At 66.9% G+C, this 18507-nt stretch carries 18 protein-coding genes and 3 tRNA genes; 7 read left to right on the top strand and 14 right to left on the bottom strand.

Going from position 1 to position 18507, the window contains the following annotated elements:
- Positions 1-34: 34 nt before the first annotated feature.
- The 3 genes from ACU18_RS06520 to ACU18_RS06530 form a co-directional block, all read right to left on the bottom strand.
- Complete coding sequence (locus ACU18_RS06520) at positions 35-658, bottom strand: ATP-dependent Clp protease proteolytic subunit (RefSeq protein ID WP_050684727.1); 624 nt, start codon at positions 656-658, stop codon at positions 35-37.
- Positions 659-889: 231 nt separating this feature from the next.
- The gene (gene tig / locus ACU18_RS06525; protein WP_050684728.1) at positions 890-2284 is read right to left on the bottom strand and encodes a trigger factor; all 1395 of its coding nucleotides are present in this window, start codon (positions 2282-2284) and stop codon (positions 890-892) included.
- Between the two features lie 83 nt (positions 2285-2367).
- A tRNA-Pro gene (locus tag ACU18_RS06530) sits at positions 2368-2442 on the bottom strand.
- A gap of 143 nt (positions 2443-2585) precedes the next feature.
- Here ACU18_RS06530 and ACU18_RS06535 point away from each other — a divergent pair.
- Positions 2586-2659: transfer RNA gene (locus ACU18_RS06535), tRNA-Gly, on the top strand.
- 48 nt (positions 2660-2707) lie between these two features.
- Here the strand turns inward: ACU18_RS06535 and ACU18_RS06540 are convergent.
- The 3 genes from ACU18_RS06540 to ACU18_RS06550 all read right to left on the bottom strand — a co-directional run bounded on the left by ACU18_RS06540 (position 2708) and on the right by ACU18_RS06550 (position 5246).
- On the bottom strand, positions 2708-3664 hold the full coding sequence (locus ACU18_RS06540; RefSeq protein WP_050684729.1) for an Fpg/Nei family DNA glycosylase: 957 nt from the start codon (positions 3662-3664) through the stop codon (positions 2708-2710).
- Complete coding sequence (locus ACU18_RS06545) at positions 3664-4158, bottom strand: ribose-5-phosphate isomerase (protein WP_050684730.1); 495 nt, start codon at positions 4156-4158, stop codon at positions 3664-3666. Before ACU18_RS06545 ends, ACU18_RS06540 begins: the two co-directional genes overlap by 1 nt.
- Before the next feature lie 71 nt (positions 4159-4229).
- On the bottom strand, positions 4230-5246 hold the full coding sequence (locus ACU18_RS06550) for a hypothetical protein (RefSeq protein WP_050684731.1): 1017 nt from the start codon (positions 5244-5246) through the stop codon (positions 4230-4232).
- A 166-nt stretch (positions 5247-5412) separates the two neighbouring features.
- On the opposite strand from ACU18_RS06550, the gene pepN reads away from it, so the two are divergent.
- Both pepN and ACU18_RS06560 read left to right on the top strand, forming a co-directional pair.
- On the top strand, positions 5413-7965 hold the full coding sequence (pepN, locus tag ACU18_RS06555; RefSeq protein WP_050684732.1) for an aminopeptidase N: 2553 nt from the start codon (positions 5413-5415) through the stop codon (positions 7963-7965).
- A gap of 10 nt (positions 7966-7975) precedes the next feature.
- Complete coding sequence (locus ACU18_RS06560; RefSeq protein WP_197273532.1) at positions 7976-8452, top strand: OsmC family protein; 477 nt, start codon at positions 7976-7978, stop codon at positions 8450-8452.
- On the opposite strand, the gene ACU18_RS06565 is transcribed toward ACU18_RS06560, so the two are convergent.
- Positions 8449-9444, bottom strand: a complete 996-nt coding sequence (locus ACU18_RS06565) for an epimerase (RefSeq protein ID WP_050684733.1) — start codon at positions 9442-9444, stop codon at positions 8449-8451. The two genes, ACU18_RS06560 and ACU18_RS06565, sit on opposite strands and share 4 nt — an antisense overlap.
- Before the next feature lie 66 nt (positions 9445-9510).
- Here ACU18_RS06565 and ACU18_RS06570 point away from each other — a divergent pair, with 66 nt between their 5' ends.
- Together ACU18_RS06570 and ACU18_RS06575 are read left to right on the top strand one after the other, a co-directional pair.
- Positions 9511-10194: a mechanosensitive ion channel family protein gene (locus tag ACU18_RS06570; protein WP_050684734.1), complete on the top strand. Its 684-nt coding sequence runs from the start codon at positions 9511-9513 to the stop codon at positions 10192-10194.
- 1 nt (position 10195) lies between these two features.
- On the top strand, positions 10196-10639 hold the full coding sequence (locus ACU18_RS06575) for a globin (protein WP_050684735.1): 444 nt from the start codon (positions 10196-10198) through the stop codon (positions 10637-10639).
- An 88-nt stretch (positions 10640-10727) separates the two neighbouring features.
- On the opposite strand, the gene ACU18_RS06580 is transcribed toward ACU18_RS06575, so the two are convergent.
- Positions 10728-11387, bottom strand: a complete 660-nt coding sequence (locus ACU18_RS06580) for a hypothetical protein (RefSeq protein WP_050684736.1) — start codon at positions 11385-11387, stop codon at positions 10728-10730.
- A gap of 63 nt (positions 11388-11450) precedes the next feature.
- Between ACU18_RS06580 and ACU18_RS06585 the strand changes: the two genes are divergently transcribed.
- A complete protein-coding gene (locus ACU18_RS06585; protein WP_050684737.1) occupies positions 11451-12377 on the top strand; it encodes an acyl-CoA thioesterase in 927 nt (308 codons plus the stop codon).
- A gap of 87 nt (positions 12378-12464) precedes the next feature.
- On the opposite strand, the gene ettA is transcribed toward ACU18_RS06585, so the two are convergent.
- Genes ettA through ACU18_RS06600 form a run of 3 tightly spaced genes read right to left on the bottom strand, consistent with a single transcriptional unit; the run spans position 12465 to position 15390 of the window.
- Positions 12465-14147, bottom strand: a complete 1683-nt coding sequence (ettA, locus tag ACU18_RS06590; protein ID WP_050684738.1) for an energy-dependent translational throttle protein EttA — start codon at positions 14145-14147, stop codon at positions 12465-12467.
- A gap of 50 nt (positions 14148-14197) precedes the next feature.
- Positions 14198-14806: a DUF6993 domain-containing protein gene (locus ACU18_RS20170; protein WP_050684739.1), complete on the bottom strand. Its 609-nt coding sequence runs from the start codon at positions 14804-14806 to the stop codon at positions 14198-14200.
- Between the two features lie 47 nt (positions 14807-14853).
- Entirely contained in the window at positions 14854-15390 is a 537-nt protein-coding gene (locus tag ACU18_RS06600; RefSeq protein ID WP_050684740.1) for a single-stranded DNA-binding protein, read from the bottom strand.
- Positions 15391-15605: 215 nt separating this feature from the next.
- Here ACU18_RS06600 and ACU18_RS06605 point away from each other — a divergent pair.
- Positions 15606-15678: transfer RNA gene (locus tag ACU18_RS06605), tRNA-Arg, on the top strand.
- 122 nt (positions 15679-15800) lie between these two features.
- Here the strand turns inward: ACU18_RS06605 and ACU18_RS19595 are convergent.
- The 3 genes from ACU18_RS19595 to ACU18_RS06615 all read right to left on the bottom strand — a co-directional run bounded on the left by ACU18_RS19595 (position 15801) and on the right by ACU18_RS06615 (position 18467).
- A complete protein-coding gene (locus tag ACU18_RS19595) occupies positions 15801-15938 on the bottom strand; it encodes a hypothetical protein (protein WP_157407605.1) in 138 nt (45 codons plus the stop codon).
- Positions 15939-16666: 728 nt separating this feature from the next.
- Positions 16667-17131, bottom strand: a complete 465-nt coding sequence (locus ACU18_RS06610; RefSeq protein WP_231686017.1) for a hypothetical protein — start codon at positions 17129-17131, stop codon at positions 16667-16669.
- Positions 17132-17237: 106 nt separating this feature from the next.
- Positions 17238-18467 carry an ROK family protein gene (locus tag ACU18_RS06615; RefSeq protein WP_050684741.1) on the bottom strand — a complete coding sequence of 410 codons (1230 nt, stop codon included), beginning with the start codon at positions 18465-18467 and terminating at the stop codon, positions 17238-17240.
- Between the last annotated feature and the right edge of the window lie 40 nt (positions 18468-18507).

An 18507-nucleotide genomic window follows, 5' to 3' on the forward strand; every position in this document is an offset into this window, starting at 1 on the left:
TTCATAGCTCCTGATCTGGGTTTCTGGGTGCCGGTTAGTTCGAAGCGGCGGAGTCGCTGCCGCTGCCGCTGGCAGTTCCGCCGCCACCGGCCACGGATCCGGCGTGCGCCGCAATTTTGTCGAAGAAACCGTAGGCAAGGGCCTCGTCAGCCGTGAACCACTTGTCGCGGTCGTTGTCCTTGAGGATGGTTTCCACGCTCTGGCCGGTCTGGTCGGCTGTCAGTTCGGCCATGACCTTCTTCATGTGCAGGATCAGCTCCGCCTGGATCTTGATGTCCGATGCGGTACCGCCGATGCCGCCCGAGGGCTGGTGCATCAGGACACGTGCGTTGGGAGTGGCGTAGCGTTTCCCCTTGGTGCCGGAGGAGAGCAGGAACTGCCCCATGGAAGCGGCCAGGCCGGTGGCGACGGTGACAACGTCATTGGGAATGAACTGCATGGTGTCGTAGATGGCCATGCCGGCCGTCACGGAACCGCCGGGAGAGTTGATGTAAAGGTAGATGTCCTTTTCCGGGTTCTCGGCGGAGAGCAGGAGCAGCTGCGAGCAGATGGCGTTGGCGTTGTCGTCACGCACCTCCGAGCCGAGCCAGATGATCCGCTCCTTGAGGAGGCGGTTGTAGATGTAGCTATCCTGGGCTGCAGGATCGACGGTGGCCATCCGGGGTGCCTGTGGGTGCTGTGACATGTTTGCTTACCTCTCACTGGTGACGGTGACATCACTGAAAATCACTACTTGGACACTAACCCGTTTCAGCGGCGAATTGTTCGCGCACCGACGGCTGTTCGCTGACGGCGCACGATCGGCGAACCATGGGCTGCGTGGGGCTCTTTAACGCGAATGGCCCCCGGATCATTGATCCGGGGGCCATTGGTTACAGGGTGCTGAAGGCTAGGCCTTGGCCGCTGCCTTCTCGTCTTCGGCGGGAGCTTCTGCAGCCTCGGCATCGGCGGTTACGGCCTCTGCTTCGTCAGCTGCGGGAGCTTCGTCTTCGCCGCCGGGGCGGACGAAGTCGCTCAGGTCAACGGTCTTGCCGTCGGTGTCGGTCACGGTGGCCTGGCCGAGGACAACAGCCAGTGCCTTGCGGCGGCGGACCTCGGAGACCATCATGGGGACCTGGCCGCTCTGATCAATGATCTGGGCGAACTGGTTCGGGTCCATGCCGTACTGGCTGGCGGTGGTGACGATGTAGTCGATCAGCTCGTTCTGGCTGACGTCCACTTCTTCCTTTTCGGCGATGGCGTCGAGGATGATTTCGTTCTGGAAGGCGCGGGCGGTGTTGACCCGGATCTCCTCGCGGTGCTCCTCGGTGTCGTGCTCGCCTTCACCGTGGCCATTGCCCTCCTTGAAGTGGGCTTCGAGCTGCTCTTCGACGACCGAATCCGGCACGGGAACCTCAACGAGCTCAACGAGCTTGTCCAGGACCTTGTCGCGGGCTTCGACGCCCTGCTCAACAACCTTGGAGTCGGCAGCCTGCTTGGCGAGGTCCTCACGGAGCTCAACAAGGGTGTCGAACTCGGAGGCGAGCTGAGCGAAGTCATCGTTCGCTTCGGGAAGCTCGCGTTCCTTGACAGCGGTCACAACAACCTTGACCTGTGCTGCTTCGCCGGCGTGCTCGCCGCCCACCAGAGTGGTGTTGAAGATGGCGTCCTCGTCGGCGCTGAGGCCGGTAACGGCTTCGTCGAGGCCCTCGAGCATGGTGCCGGCGCCAACCTGGTAGGACAGGCCGGACGCGGTGTCCACATCGTCGCCCTCGATGGTGGCGGTGATGTCGATGGTGAGGAAGTCACCGTCGGCGGCGGGACGGTCCACGGACTTGAGCGTGCCGAAGCGGCCGCGCAGTTCGTCCAGGGCCTTGTCCACGTCCTCGTCGGAGGATTCGGCTGCAGCAACCTCGACCGTGATTCCGGCGTAATCGGGCAGTTCAATCTCGGGGCGGACGTCAACCTCGGCGGCGAACTTCAGGCCGCCGTCGGTGGCGGTGGGGTCCGGAACCTCGGTGATTTCAACCTCGGGACGGCTCAGCGGGCGGATGCCGGATTCCTGCACGGCCGCCTGGTACCAGCCGTTGAGGCCATCATTGATGGCGGTTTCCAGGACGTAGCCGCGGCCGACGCGCTGGTCGATGAGCTTGGCGGGGACCTTGCCCTTACGGAAACCAGGAACCTGGATCTGCGAAGCAACGGTCTTGTAGGCCGAGTCGATGCTGGGCTTCAGTTCCTCGAAGGGGACCTCAACATTGAGCTTGACCCGCGTGGGGGTGAGGTTCTCGACAGCGCTCTTCACGGTCTAAGTACTCCTGGGGTTGGGGGATGGATTGTCAATCAAACGCATTTTTCTGTCCGGGCCTGGCGGTCCGGGCGGCAGAGTCGGGGTGACAGGATTTGAACCTGCGACTTCCTGCTCCCAAAGCAGGTGCTCTAGCCAAGCTGAGCTACACCCCGTAAGTGCACAGGCAAGTCTACGGTGATACGCGCCCAGTTTGCACATTTGACACGTAGGCCATCGATTAGGTTTAGTTGTATCCGGCTTGAACAGCCAGCCCGAAGATTCCCGCCCACGTATATAGTGGAATGGAGCTTCCTTCGGGGACGTAGCTTAATGGTAAAGCCTCAGTCTTCCAAACTGATTACGCGGGTTCGATTCCCGTCGTCCCCTCCAACAAAAAGGACCCCTCGCCTGAGGGGTCCTTTTGTATTTGGCGTGCCGTCAGGACTGCTGGCAGACCGGGCACCAGTACAGGTTGCGGCCCACCAGTTCGGCGGCCAGGACCACGGTCCCGCAGACCCTGCAGGGCAGCCCGTTGCGTTTGTAGACGTAGTGCGCGTCCGCCCGGACGGGAATGGCAGCGGTTTTCGCGGGCAGCGACAAGGTGCCGTCCGCGCTCCTGACCCGGCCGGTTTTTCCGTTCCGCCGGGTCCAGTATTTGGCGGCCGTGGTGATGATCCGGCCGTCCGCCACCCCGTCGGTCATGAGGCTGACGACGTCGCGCCACAGCTTGCGCGCGGCGGCGTCACTGAGCGACCCGCCGGGAAGGTAGGGGTCCAGCCGCTGCCGGAACAGCACCTCTGCCCGGTAGACGTTCCCCACCCCGGCGATGATCTTCTGGTCCATCAGGAGCGCGGCGATGGTGGGTTTCCGGCCGGCCAGGTTCGCGGCGAAGCGGCCCGCATCGCCGCGGAGGTTCCGCAGCGGGTCCGGGCCCAGCCGGTCCAGGACGGCCTGTACCTCCGCTTCGGTAATGGTTTCGCACGTCGTGGCGCCGCGGAGATCCGCCCAGCCGTGGGGGCCGGCCAGGCGGACCCGGACGGCCCCCACCGGAGCGGGCGGGCCTTCGTACGGCAGGCCGCCGTCGTCAGGGTCCGCCGTGGTTTCCCGCTCCCCCACCCTGCGGGGCGCACCGATGCTGGAAGCACCGGCGAAGCTGCTGTCCCCGCCGAAGCTCCACGCGCCGTACAGGCCCAGGTGCACGTGCAGCACCAGCGCGTTCCCGAAGTGCAGGAACAGGTGCTTGCCGTGGGCTTCGGCGGCAACCATGGTGTGGCCGTCAAGCAGCGCGGCGCCGGCGCTGAACCGGCCCTGGGGGCTGGTTACGGTCAGGGCCTGGCCAGTGAAGACGTCGCCGAACTGCCGGGCCAGGCGCCGGACTGAATGCCCTTCCGGCACTAGTCGATGACCTCGCCGGTGGTTTCATAGGCCGCGATCTTGCCGATCCGGCGCACGTGGCGCTCGTCGTTGCTGAAGGGCTCGGCCAGGAACGCCTCGATGAGGGCGGTGGCTTCCTCGACCGTGTGCTGGCGGCCGCCCACAGCCACCACGTTGGCGTCGTTGTGTTCCCGGGCCAGGGTGGCCGTGGAATGGTTCCAGGCGAGGGCGGCCCGGACGCCCCGGACCTTGTTGGCGGCAATCTGCTCGCCGTTGCCGGAGCCGCCCAGCACGATGCCCAGCGCGTGGACGCCTGCTTCCTGGTCCGCCACAACGGCGCGGGCGGCGTTGATGCAGAAGGAGGGGTAGTCGTCCAGGGCGTCGTACTCCTTGGGTCCGTGGTCCACCACGTCGTAGCCCGTTGCGGTGAGGTGCTGGACCAGGTGGGCGCTGAGTTCCATGCCCGCGTGGTCGGTGGCAATGTGGACCCGCGGGAAGGCAGGAGTAGAAGTCACGAGCTTGAATCCGTTCGGTTTGGGGGCGCTGCGGCCGGCCCCGGGAGCAAGGGAACAACAGGACAAGAGTACTAGGACGGTGGTTGCCCGGCGGCTGATGACGGTCCGCTCCGTCTGGCCCGTTCCGCCACCCGGGTGAGCACATCGGCCAGCCTGGCGGCGGTTGCCTGGCTGCCGCCGCTGACGGCCAGCCTGCCGCCGTCGGTTTTGCGGACGACGACGGCGGGTCCACTGCTGACGAGCAGGGCTGCGGTGCCGCCGTGGTGCCGGTAGCCCCACCCGCCGTAGTCGGCGGCTTTCAGGTCCGACGCGGCGGCGGTGGCGATGGCCCCCGCGGGGACGTCCATCACGGGTACCACGCCGGCCACCAGGACTTTCAGGCCGGCCCGGTCCGCGGTGACGCGGGCAAAGAGGAAAGCGGCCGCGAGGGCTGCAGCCAGCACCAGGACTGCACCGAGCCAGGGGACGGCGATGGCAAGCAGGGCCGCCGGGAACAGGGAACCGATGCCGATCATCACAAAGACCGAGCTGCGGGCGTGCACCCAGAAGCGGATGGTGTCCGCCGCCAGCTCTGGATCCAGTTCGCGGGCGATCGCCGACTGCAGGGCACGGTCATCGTCCGGGGACCACTGCCGGTCCGCCTTGTAGACGAACGCCATGATGACGCCCAGTGCCACGGCGGCGCCGCTGCCGCTGGCCAGGACGATCGCGTCGACGTGGGAGTCGCGGGCGTCCGCCAGACCGGCCTGGCCCACCATTCCGGCGGCCAGGACCGTGGTGATGAACAGGGCGAGGAAGAGCCCGGCGCCCATCATGATGCGCCGCATCAGCACCGGCCTGTTCAGCGGCACGGCCTGGAGCAGAACCAGCCAGCCGCAGGCCACCACCAGGGCTGCCCCCCACCCCACGTAGGCGCCGAACGGCGCAAAGGAGGCGCCGCCGTCGGCCGTCCAGCGGATGGCGAGCGGCTCCGGAAGGTCAGGCCGCAGCAAGGACGCGGACACCACAAAGGCAACGGCGAGGAGGACAGGGAACCCCAGCGCAAAGCGCAGCGCCTTGGCATCCACCGAATCCCGGAACTTTCCCATGCTCCAACGCTACTCCCGCCCTGGCCGCCCGAGGTCCCGGCCGGCGCGGCCGGTGGCTGTGACCGGCGCAACTTGCCATGGGGGCAGGCAGTGCAAGAATGATCAGTGCCAACGCCGGCCACCGCCGGCGGCACACCAACTTCTCTGGAGGACCACTTTGCCGGGCATGAACCTGACTCGCGCCGAAGCACGCGGCCGCGCTGACCTGATCACCGTCGATTCCTACGAGGTCAGCCTGGACCTGACCCGGGGCGGAGAAATCTTCGGCAGCACCACCACCGTGGCGTTCGGGGCCGTTCCCGGCTCATCCACCTTCATCGACGCCGTTACCCGCACCGTGCACAGCGTGACCCTCAATGGCCGCAGCCTGGATCCCGCCACGGTCTCGGACGGCGTCCGGATCCAGCTGCCGGACCTGGCGGAGCGGAACGAGCTCACCGTGGTGGCCGATGCGCCGTACATGAACACCGGTGAAGGCCTGCACCGGTTTGTGGACCCCGTGGACGGCGAGGTGTACCTCTACACGCAGTTCGAGGTTCCCGATTCCCGCCGAATGTTTGCCGTGTTCGAACAGCCCGACCTGAAGGCCACGTTCGCCTTCACCGTCACCGCCCCGTCCCACTGGGACCTGATCTCCAACTCCCCCACCCCGGCGCCCGCGCCTGCCGAGCCCGGCGACGACGGCGGAGCCCGGTCCGTGTGGACGTTCGCGCCCACCCCGCGGCTGTCCTCCTACGTCACAGCCCTGATCGCCGGGCCGTACCAGTCGGTCCGGTCCGAAGTGACCAGCTCCGACGGGCGGGTCATCCCGCTGGGTGTTTTCGCCCGGAAGTCCCTGATGCAGTACCTCGACGCGGAGAACATCTTTGAGCTCACCCGGCAGGGCTTCGGGTTCTTCGAGGCCCAGTTCGGTTGCCCCTACCCGTTCGAAAAGTATGACCAGCTGTTTGTGCCCGAGTTCAATGCGGGCGCCATGGAGAACGCCGGTGCGGTAACCATCCTGGAAGGCTACGTGTTCCGCGGCAAGGTCACCGGCGCCCAGGTGGAGCGCCGGGCCATCACCGTGCTCCACGAGCTGGCGCACATGTGGTTCGGCGACCTGGTGACCATGCGCTGGTGGAACGACCTGTGGCTCAACGAGTCCTTTGCCGAATACATGTCGCACCTGGCGGCGGTGGAAGCCACCTCCTTCACCAGTGCCTGGACCACGTTCGCGTCGGTGGAGAAGTCCTGGGCGTACCGCCAGGACCAGCTGCCAACCACCCACCCGATCTTCGCCGACATCAACGACCTGCAGGACGTGGAGGTGAACTTCGACGGGATCACCTACGCCAAGGGCGCCTCCGTGCTCCGGCAGCTGGTGGCCTGGGTTGGGCCGGAGCAGTTCATGGCCGGAGTGCGCGAATACTTCGCGAAGCATTCCTGGCAGAACACCGAGCTCAGCGACCTCATGGTGGAACTGGAAAAGGCCAGCGGCCGGGAACTGGACAGCTGGGGCAAGCAGTGGCTGGAAACTGCGGGCGTCAATACGCTCACCCCGGAACTGGACGTGGACGCCGACGGCACCATCACCTCCTTTGCCATTGCCCAGACTGCCGTTCCGGAGTGGCCCACCCTCCGCCCGCACCGGCTGGCCGTTGGCTTCTACAACCTCTCCGCCGCCGGAAAGCTGGAGCGGGTGCACCGCGAGGAACTGGACGTGGACGGCCCCCGCACCGAGGTGCCTGCCCTGGTGGGCCTGGCCCGTCCTGACCTGGTGCTGGTGAACGACGACGACCTGGCCTACGCGAAGGTCCGGCTGGATCCGGCGTCCCTGGCCACCGCCACGGCCCACCTCAAGGACTTCGCCCAGAGCCTGCCCCGGACCCTGGTGTGGAACTCGGCCTGGGACGCGGCCCGGGACGGCCAGACGCCGGCCCGGCAGTACGTGGGACTGATCCTGGCGAACGTCGCCGCCGAAACCGATTCGTCGGTGATCCTGGTCCAGCTCCGCCAACTGGCGACGGCGCTGAACTTCTATGTTTCCGGGGATCACCGCGAAGCCACCACGGTGGCGGCGGCAGACACACTCTGGGACCTCGCGGGCAAAGCGCCCGGCGGCTCCGACGCCCAGCTGCAGTTCATCAAGGCTTTTGCGCTCCACGCCGGAAGCGCCACTCAGCTGGACACCGTGGCGGGGCTGCTGGCCGGTTCGGTCACGCTGGAAGGGCTCGCCGTTGACCAGGACCTGCGCTGGGAACTCGTGGCCTCGCTGGTGGCAGGCGGCCGGCTGGACCAGGACGGAATCGACGCCGAGCTGGCACGCGACAACACCGCCAGCGGGCAGAACGCCGCGGCGCTGGCCGGGGCCGCGATCCCCACGGCTGCGGCCAAGGCAGCAGCCTGGGAGTCGATTGTGGTCAAGGGCAGCCTGTCCAACGCCCTGCAGGGCTCGGCGGTGGCCGGGTTCATGCGGGTCCGGGACCGGTCCCTGCTCGAGCCGTACGCCGAAAAGTATTTCGAGGCTGTGCCGGGCATTGTCGAAAACCGGACCCACGCACTCGCCCAGCAGATCGTCGTCGGCCTCTACCCCGCCCTGCTGACAACGCAGGCCACCGTGGACCGGACGGACGCGTTCCTTGCCGGCCTTCCGGCGGAGGGCGCCGCGCTGCGCCGCATGATGCTGGAAAACCGCGACGCCGTGGCGCGTGCGCTGCGGGCCCGTGCCGCGGACGCCTGAAGGACAGGCCGTGAAGAACCTGCACGAGCACCACTACGCCCTCGCGGTCCAATGGACGGGCAACCTGGGGACCGGAACATCCGGGTACCGCGATTATTCGCGGGACCACAACGTGCTGATCCCCGGGCTGCCCGTCCTCAAGGGTTCGGCCGACCCCACGTTCCACGGGGACCGGGAGCGCTTTAATCCCGAGCAGCTGCTGCTGGCTGCCCTGGCGCAGTGCCACATGCTGTCCTTCCTGCATGTGGCGGTGCAGCACGGCGTGACGGTGCTGGATTACCGCGATGAGGCCACCGGGATGATGCGGCTGAACCGGGACGGCAGCGGCCAGTTCGAGTCCGTGACGCTGAACCCTCAGGTCACCGTGGCCGACGCCGGGCAGGCCGGGCTGGCGGAAACGCTGCACCATGAAGCCAATAAGGTGTGTTTCATCGCCCGGAGCGTCAACTTTCCGGTGCAGCACCGGCCGGTGACGCTGGTGGCCTAGGGGCCGTTCGTGAGGGCGCCGACCAGGCGGGCCTCGGTGGCGGGGCTGAGCCCCGCTTTCCGGGGCCGGTCCAGACCGCGGTGCCGCTCGTCCAGCAGCGTGTCTTCGACGGTCTCCTGCCAGGGCCGCAGCGTCAGGCCGGCCGCCTTCGCCGCGGTGTTGCTGCGTGCCATAAAACCGTCGTTTCCTGGCGGGAGCCACAGCGGCAGGGAGTCCGGTCCGGCCCAGTACGCCACGCCTTCCGCGGCCAGGAACTCCACGTTAGCTTCCACTGTTCCGCCGCGGTGGCCGGCCGCCGCACGGGACGCCTCGATGTAGCTTCCGAAGGGGACGGCGTCCCCAATGGCATTGAGGGTTCCGGTGGTCCCCTGCTCCGCTGCCTGCAGGAGCCAGGCCGCCAGGTCCCGCGCGTCGATGATCTGGGTGGGGTGGGCGGCGATGGCCGGGACCAGGACGGGGCTGCCGCCCCGGGCGAACCTGCCCGGCCAGTAGCCGTACCGGTCAGTGCTGTCGCCCGGGCCACTGATCAGCCCGGCCCGGCACAGGTGGGCCCGGCCTTCCGTGGCTGCCAGGGTGGCTGCCTCGATGGCTGCCTTCGCCGCACCGTAGGTTTCCGGTGTGGCCTCCGCACCGGCAGGCAGGGACGGCAGCAGCGCGGCGTCCTCCGCCGCACCCGGGACCGAGTTGTCGGCGTAGACGGAGCTGGTGGAGACGAAGGTCCAGTGTGCAGTCCGGCCGGCAAGGGCGGCCAGCGCGCCTTTAGCCAGGGCCGGGTCGCGGGCCACGTCGATGACCGCATCCCAGTCCTGCCGGGCGGCCCCGGCATAGGCTTCCGCTCCCAGTGAACGGTCCGCTTTAAGCCAGGTGGCGCCGTCGGGCGGGATCCGCGTGGTTCCGCGGGCCAGGCAGGTGACACGGTGCCCCAGGGCCACCCCCTGCCGGACGATTTCTGCGGACAGGAAGGCGGTACCACCCAGGACAAGAATGCGCATTGGTCCACCGTACGGCGCTAATGTTGAAAGCGAACAGACCCCCACCCCAAGGAGCATTTCCCCCTTATGGTCAGCATGATGTCCATCCTTCCCAACGCAGCGTCAGAACCCAACGGCATCAGCCTCACCGGAATAATCATCAGCATCGGCATCGGGATCGCCTTTTGGCTGATCGCCACGTTTGCGATTGCCCGCATCACCAAGCGGGTGGCGGCCGGCAGCAACTTCTTCAAAAAACGCACCTTCAAGTGGGTGGCCCCGGCGCTGCGTGCCCTCGACCACGAACGGCGGGTACAGCGCGCGGAAACCATCGGTTCCCTGCTGAACAGCATCGTGGGGGTGCTGGTGGTGGTGATCACCAGCATGTACGTGCTGCAGAACCTGGACATCAACATCGCGCCGCTGCTCACCAGCGTGGGCATCCTGGGTGTGGCCATCGGCTTCGGCGCCCAGCAGCTGATCCGTGACTTCCTTGCCGGGATCTTTATCACCATCGAGGACCAGTACGGCATCGGCGATGTCATCGAGACCAGCGAAGTTGTGGGCGTTGTGGAGTCCATGGGCCTGCGGATCACCCGGGTCCGGTCCGACGACGGCGCCATCTGGTACCTCCGCAACGGCGAAATCCTCCGGGTGGGTAACAGGTCCCAGGGCCGGTACGTGGCCCCCGTGCAGGAACCCGCCGCGGGCCTGATGGCTCCGGCCGAGTACGCCGAACCACGCAAAACCGAACAGAAAGCCGGCGAATAGCATGAGCCTCCCCCTGGAGCCGCAGCGGCCCCTGATGCAGAACGATCCGTTCAGCAAGCCCGGGTACACGGACAATTTTTACGACGCCGTGGGCGGCCACGGGACGTTCGTGAAACTGATCGACGTTTTCTACGACGGCGTCGCCACGGATCCGCTGCTCCGGCCCATGTATCCGGAGGAGGACCTGGCGCCGGCCAAGCGCCGCTTCCTGATGTTCCTGGAGCAGTACTGGGGCGGCCCCACCACGTACGGCGAGGAACGCGGCCACCCGCGCCTGCGGATGCGGCACATGCCGTTCCAGGTCACGCCCGAGGCCAAGGACCGTTGGCTCTTCCACATGCGCACTGCCGTGGACGCCCTGGCCCTTCCGCCGTTGTACGAGGGCACGTTGTGGGACTACATGGAGCGCGCGGCGCTGTCCATGGTCAACAGTCCCTCATCCTGACCGGGCGGCCGGGCCGGTAGCCTGCTGAGGCGCCCGGGGGCCGGGGCCCGGTTCAGGCGCGGTTGCCGGCTTCGGCCGGGGCCGCTGTTCAGCCGAGGCCGCTGCCGGTGCGGGCCAGGACGTGGCCGCGGTCGCCGGAGACCCGGAACCAGCGGCCGGCCCGGAACAGGGCCTGCTCCCCGGTTCCGAGGAAACCCAGGGTCAGGGCGGCGAAGGCAGCCCCGGCCGGCAGCCCGCTGCCGTCCAGGTCACGCCCCCACACGGCTGCGCGGGCGTTGTTGACGATCAAGGCGCCTGGTTTGTCGGGGACGATGCCCGCCACTTCGGTGATGCCGGCTTCGGCCGCAGCACGCAGGTCGGCGTCGCTGATGCTGCCAATGCGTTCCCACCCGCCGCGGGGCGCACTGACTCCGGTCCACGATTCGGCGACCGTGGACGGCGGAACCGGCAGGTCGACGTCGTGCTCCCCCGCCCGCGCCAGCCGGTCCAGGACCGCGCTGATCGGCACAGTGACGTCCGTGCCGGACGGCTGGGCCAGCGCCATGGTGCGCAGGCCCAGGATGGTGGGCGTCGATTCGCCCAGAGCGCGGGGCCGCAGCACACAGACGTAGGCGGCCAGGACGGTGCCGGCGGCCTGCAGCCGGATGGCGCCGTCATCAATGGCCTTGGCGCGGGTGGCGAAGGTCTTCAGGTCCGCGAGATCCCGCGGGTCGGCGAAGCGGAAGGATGACGTAAGCAGATCAGACACACCAAGAACACTACCGGCTGCCGTCCGGTTGAGCCGCTTCGGGGCGCCGTCTAGAGTCGAACCATGACTGAAGCCGAAGCCGGACTGCTGGCGCCACCCAGCGGTGACCCCACCTCATCGCTGATCACCCTTCTGGACCTTGGCCATCTGGAGGGCGCACGGACGGATGAGGATATTTTCCTGGGGCCCTCGCAGCAGCAGCCCCATCAGCGGGTGTTTGGCGGCCAGGTCCTGGCGCAGTCGCTTGTCGCCTCCATCCGGACTGTGGCGGACGGCCGGGCCGTCCATTCCATGCACGGCTACTTCCTGCGGCCCGGCGATGCGAACAAACCCATCACCTTTGGCGTGCAGCGGCTCCGGGACGGCCGGTCCTTCTCCGCACGGCGGGTCCACGCCTACCAGGACGGGGTGCCCATCCTGTCGATGATCGCGTCGTTCCAGGTGGAGGACGAAGGAGTGGAGCACGCATCCGCCATGCCCGAAGGCATCCCGGACCCGGAGTCCCTGCCCAGCACCGCGGACCTGCTGGGCGGTTTTGATCATCCCGTGGCCCGGCACTGGGCCTACGAGCGGCCGTTCGACATCCGCCACGTGGACCCGCCGCTGTACGTGTCGGCGAAGGGTGAGCGTGCGGCCACGAATGCTGTCTGGATGAAGACGTTCGGGCCCATGCCGGACGTTCCCAACCTGCACCGGGCCGCCCTGGCCTACGCCAGCGACTACACCCTGCTTGAGTCCATCCTGCGGCGCCACGGGCTGAGCTGGATCACACCCGGCATGAACGTGGCCAGCCTGGACCACGCCATGTGGTGGCACCGGCCCGCCCGCGTTGATGAATGGCTGCTCTACGTCCAGGAGTCACCCAGCGCGCACGGTGCGCGCGGCCTGGCCACGGGGAAGATCTTCAACCGGGCCGGGGAACATGTTGCGTCCGTGGCCCAGGAAGGCATGGTCCGGGTTCCGTCCGAAGCCGCCCGGCCCGGTCAATAGCGCGCGTCCCGGTTTAACGCCGAAGGACGGCACCCCTTCCGGGGGCCGTCCTTCGGTGGTTCAGCGGTGCTGTCTGCCGCGGGCTGATCAGTCGCGGGTCAGGCGGCGGTGGGTCACCCGGTGCGGCTTGGCCGCGTCAGGTCCCAGCCGCTCCACTTTGTTCTCCTCGTAGGACTCGAAGTTGCCCTCGAACCAGTACCACTTGGAGGGGTTCTCCTCGTCACCTTCGTAGGCCAGGATGTGGGTGGCCACCCGGTCCAGGAACCAGCGGTCGTGCGATACCACCACGGCGCAGCCGGGGAATTCGAGCAGCGCGTTTTCGAGGCTGCTGAGGGTTTCGACGTCGAGGTCGTTGGTCGGCTCATCGAGGAGGAGCAGGTTTCCGCCCTGCTTGAGCGTCAGGGCCAGGTTCAGCCGGTTGCGCTCACCGCCGGAGAGGACGCCGGCCTTCTTCTGCTGGTCCGGGCCCTTGAAACCGAAAGCGGCGACGTAGGCGCGGGACGGCATTTCGACGTGGCCCACCTGGATGTAGTCGAGTCCGTCGGAGACGACTTCCCACAGGGTTTTGTTGGGGTCGATGCCGCCGCGGCTCTGGTCAGCGTAGGAGATCTTGACCGAGTCGCCGATCTTCAGTTCGCCGCCGTCGAGCGGTTCCAGCCCGACGATGGTTTTGAACAGTGTGGACTTGCCCACCCCGTTGGGGCCGATGACACCCACGATGCCGTTGCGGGGCAGCGTGAAGGACAGCCCATCGATCAGGACGCGGTCATCGAAGCCCTTCTGGAGGTTCTTGGCCTCCAGGACCAGGCCACCCAGGCGCGGGCCCGGCGGGATCTGGATTTCCTCGAAGTCGAGTTTGCGGGTCCGGTCAGCCTCGGCTGCCATCTCCTCGTAGCGTGCCAGGCGGGCTTTGGACTTGGTCTGGCGGCCCTTGGCGTTGGAGCGGACCCACTCGAGTTCCTCGGTGAGGCGCTTGGCCTGCTTGGCGTCCTTTTTGCCCTGGACTTCCAGGCGGGCGCGCTTCTTCTCCAGGTACGTGGAGTAGTTGCCTTCGTACGGGTAGAGGTGGCCGCGGTCCACTTCGGCGATCCACTGGGCCACGTGGTCCAGGAAGTACCGGTCGTGGGTTACGGCCAGGACTGCGCCGGCGTAGGACGAAAGGTGCTGTTCGAGCCAGAGCACGCTCTCGGCGTCGAGGTGGTTGGTGGGCTCGTCGAGGAGGAGCAGGTCCGGCTTTTGCAGGAGGAGCTTGCAGAGGGCCACGCGACGGCGCTCACCACCGGAGAGGGTGGTGACGTCCGCATCGGCAGGCGGGCAGCGGAGCGCATCCATGGCCTGCTCCAGCTGGGAGTCGAGGTCCCACGCGTCGGCGGCGTCGATGGCTTCCTGCAGCTGGCCCATCTCTTCGAGGAGGACATCGTAGTCAGCGTCGGGGCTGGCCATCTCTTCGGAGATTTCGTTGAAGCGTTGGATTTTGCCGTAGATCTCGCCGACGCCTTCCTGGACATTGCCCAGGACAGTCTTTTCCTCATTGAGCGGCGGTTCCTGCAGCAGGATCCCCACGGTGTAGCCGGCGCTGAGCCGGGCCTCGCCGTTGGAGGGGGTGTCCAGTCCGGCCATGATTTTCAGGATGGTGGACTTACCGGCACCGTTCGGGCCCACGACACCGATCTTGGCGCCGGGGAAGAAAGACATGCTTACGTCGTCGAGAATGAGTTTTTCGCCAACAGCCTTGCGGGCCTTGGTCATTGTGTAGATAAATTCCGCCATGCTTCCAAATCTACTGGGTTGGCGGGCATAACTTCCATTTACGGCCGGGATCAGGACCCGGCGAAGCACTTCCCGCTGGCCAGTACCGGCAGGACGGTAACGGTGACGGCGCCCTCGCGGACCTGGCCGATGATGCAATCCGTGCCCTGCAGGACGGCGGCTTCGATGGAGTCGGCTGCCAGACCCGTGGGGGTCCGGCTCTGGGACACCTCCAGGACCCCCGGGGCGACGCCGGATCCGGTCAAGGCGTCCGTGACCTGCTCGGTGGCCGGCTTGGGTGCCGCGGCTGCCAGTCTCACCAGGGCGTCCGTGACTGACTGCTTTACGGCATCGGTTGCGGCTGCTGCCTGCGCGGAACCGGACGGGGACGCGGCTGGTGTGCCGGCCTGTGAGGCCTGCGCCGAAGCGGACTGCGATGATGTTGGCGCTTCCGGGGAACCTGTTTGCGCGGAACCGGTTTGCGCCGCTACCGCGGGGGAACTGTCGATCGGCGGGGTGCCAACGGTGGCGCCGCCGGCACAGCCCGAAAGCACCGCGGCAACTACAGCGAGGGTGACGGCTGTCCGGGTCCGGCCTGGCTTGTTGGCCGTTTCCGAACGTGGGTCTCGTCCGTGGACTCCGGTGTGGTTGGTCTGCCGGAGGGAAGGATTGAGCCGCATTCTGACATTCTGCCACGGCAGCGCTGCCGGCCCTGGCGGGTCCCAGGTCAGGGGCGGTTGTCGACGAGTTCCCCCGTCTGCAGATCAAGGCTGGAGAGGCCGCCGTCGGTGTCCTCAATGAGCACCGACGGATCTGCGGCGTTGGTGGCCCCATCCCCATCCGCAGGGCCCGGCGGGTCCGACTCGTCGTCCGGCGGTGCCTGCTCCATCAGGGACAGAACGGGCCTGCCGGAGTTTTTGCTGAAGTTCGCCGTACCGTGCCTCAGATCCTGGCCGATGGCCTCGGCATCGATTTCGACTGCGTAATAGGTGCGTCCTTCGTATTCCCAGTCGCGGATCTTCAGTTTGCCGACGACGATCACGGGCTGGCCCTTCCGTAGGCTGCACGCGACGTTTCCCGCCATCTGCCGGTAGGCCTGGACCTCATACCAGTTGGTTTGGCTGTCCACCCAGGTTTGGCTGGGCTCGTCGAACCTGCGGACGCTCGAGGCCATGCGGAACGTGGCGGTGGCGAATCCACCGGTTGTGGTGGAACTTTTGACGTCCGTGGCCACATAGCCCCGGACGGTGATGGAATCGATCATGGTCCTGTCCTGTCTCATTTGGTGGTGCCTGGTGCAGACAACACCAGCATCGCGGCGGAGCCCCGGCAGGGCGATGCCATGAGCCGCCTATGTGGACAACCAGCGTTGCTGGCCCGGTGTGGAGGACAAGTCGGGCCGTGGAACGGGGCCGCTGCAACCCGCCCCTCGGCAATGTAAACTTTTTCAGGCGCCGGAAGTTTCATCCGAACGCCAACGCCCCAGTAGCTCAGGGGATAGAGCAGCGGCCTTCTAATCCGCCGGTCGGGGGTTCGATTCCCTCCTGGGGCACACACGAAGCGGCCGGGCCTGCACAAGCGCAGGTCCGGGCCGCTTCGAACCCGGGGCGGTTGCTGCGAATGGCGCACTGCGCTTCTGTTCGAGCACTTGGTGTCGAGGACCTGCTCGCCGGCTTACGCGAGGCTGCCCGCCGCTTCCGAGCCGGGGGCTACGGACCAGTCGCCGTCCGAAATGATGCGGACGTAACCAGGAGTGGTCAGCCTGACCGTTTCGGAGAACCTGCCTTCGGTGTCCACCGGAAGTTCGGACATATCATCGGCCCCAAAGCCTTCGACCAGGAAGCGGCCCTCCCCGTGGTGGGTGACTGTGGCCTCGTTGGATTCTGTCCGAAATACAGGACGGTGTCGCCGTGCCCTTCGACGGGCCCGTCAACGGCGGGAACTTCCGATAAATCCCTTACCATCAGGGCCCACGAACCAGTGGCGGTGACCTCGAACTCATCGGTTGTTGAGCCTGCGAATATATCCACCAGGTGCTCGCCGTAATACGGACCCTGCGTATCCATAAGCACTCCGTCCAGGCCGTTGGTTCTTACAACGGTGGCGCCCGTGCAGTCATTGCACTGGAATGACACCAGAGCCGGTAAACCACCCAGGTCCAGTGTCTGGATGCTGTCATCGCCGGTTCCGGTTACTGTCTGGGTCGCCACCGCAGTGAAGTGTCCCAGCGGGCCCTGGGTGGGCACTGCAAGGCCTCCCCTGGGGGCAGGTTCGGTATCCTTGACCCCTGTTGGGTGGGATCCGGCAAGATTGAAGCCGCCCAGCGCCACAGCCACTGTGACAGACGCCAGGGCCACAGCGTTCAGGGCGCAGAGAACACCAGTCAAAATGAACGCCAGCACCTTTCCCAGTGCGCCCAACGTCAGCAACTTCGCAATGCCAGTTCCGGTCCTGCCGAGATAAAAACGTCCACCCCAATAAACCCGGCGTGGAAAACCACACTGACTGGATAATAACGCCACGAGCGCGATTCGCTCTGCCTACCGAACGGTAAACGGCACCAAGCGCTCGGCGCAGGACACACGTCCGAGGGTCGGGACACCGGCTGCCGCACGGTTGTTTACCCCGGTGTCGTCGCACCAATCCACATTATGCGGATAAGCGGACACAAGCGCCTCACCAGCCGCGACTCCGGCAGGAACCTCAAAACGATAGGTAAAACTGCCCGCATCCGCCATGGGTGCCGTGTCCTTCAGGACCTCAACGCCGGCCGCGTCGGTGACACTGACAGCCACGCGGGCATTATCGCCATAGCGCGGATCGCAGCCGGCGTCCAGGGCCGCCACAACGACGGTCTCCCCCGCCGAGGCCATGGAAGGTGTCACCGTATACTCAGGCGGCATGCATGGGGGCGGCTTGCCCCAGGTGTTGCTGCAACCGGCGGATCCCCCCATCAGGACCACGCCGATGGCCGCCAGAACCACTGATTTGTTGCGGCTGGGCAAGCACCGCTGCAGTATGCACCCCATCGGGCAAGTATGTGTCGCCTTCACAGGAAAAAGAGGCCACGCTGCAGGTTTGTGCCCGGATTGTTGCGCGATCCAACCCCTGCTAGGCCTGCAGCAGATGCGGAGCCTCAACCAGCGAGCGCACCACGCTCCCGGCCGCGCCGAGCAGCGCGCCCGGATCCCCCACGGCGGTAACGGTGAGCTGGCCGGGGGTGAACTTGCCCGGCGCGTACTTTTCCAGGCTGGCCAGGAGCGGTGCGCGCAGCCACTGGTCGAGGACCGCGAAATGCCCACCCAGCACCACGGAACCAACGTTCACCACCCGCGCCGTGGATGCAAGCGCCACACCGAGGGCCCGGCCTGCCCGGTCCACGGCGGCCCGGGCGCCAGGGTCGCCCGAGTCAAGAGCTGACAACAGGGCTGCGAGCGCGGCTGACCGTGTTACCGGCAGGCCAGCCATTCCGGCCGCCGCAAAGATGGCGTCCTGGCCCGCCACCGTCTCCAGGCAGCCGGTTCCCCCGCAGGAGCACCGGGTGCCGCCGGGGTCCACCACCACGTGGCCCACCTCGCCGGCATGGCCCGCCGGCCCGGTGAACAACTCGGCGCCGATCACCAGTCCGCCACCCACGCCCACCTCGCCCGAAACAAACAGGAAGTCAGCATCGCCGGCAGGCCGGCGGGCAATCTCCGCCAGGGCAGCGGCATTGGCTTCATTGAACAGCGCCACGCCCAGCGGCGACCCCGGCAGCAGCGCTGCAAGGTCCAGCGGCACGCCTTCCCAGCCCAGGTTGGGGGCGGCCAGCACCATGGACCGTGCTGGATCCACAAGCCCCGGCACCGCCAGCCCGCCGCCCACGATCTGGATGCCCCGCCCGGTTGCTTCAACACAGAGGCTTGCCGCGAGCGCTGCCAGGGCAGCCACCACGGGACCCGGCTCACTGTCCCTGTTATCCCGTTCCCTTACCTCGCGCAGCAGCAAGGTTCCGGACAGGTCCGTCACCCCGGCCGCGATGTAGTCCACGTTGATTTCCATCCCCATGACTGCCCGGGCGGGATTAAGTTCAAGTCCGACGCCGGGCCGGCCGCGTTCGCCCTGCGGGTTCAGTCCGGTTTCGCGGACCAGGCCGGCGTCCAGGAGCGCAACCACGAGACTGGAAACCGACGCCTTGGTCAACCCGGTGGTAGCGGCCACGTGGGCGCGGGTGAGGTGGACGCCGGCAGGCTGCCGGGCAATCCTGCCCATCACCAGGGCCAGGTTGCTCCTGCGGACATCACCCATGTTGCCGGGCGCGCCCGTCTCAGCAAGGGCGGCGGCCTGCGCAGGCATCGCCATCGGGTCCCCCTCTCGGAAAAATTCCTGGCCGGCAATCCGC

Origin of the sequence: Arthrobacter sp. ZBG10, assembly GCF_001238605.1 — a bacterium.
Lineage (GTDB): Bacteria > Actinomycetota > Actinomycetes > Actinomycetales > Micrococcaceae > Arthrobacter.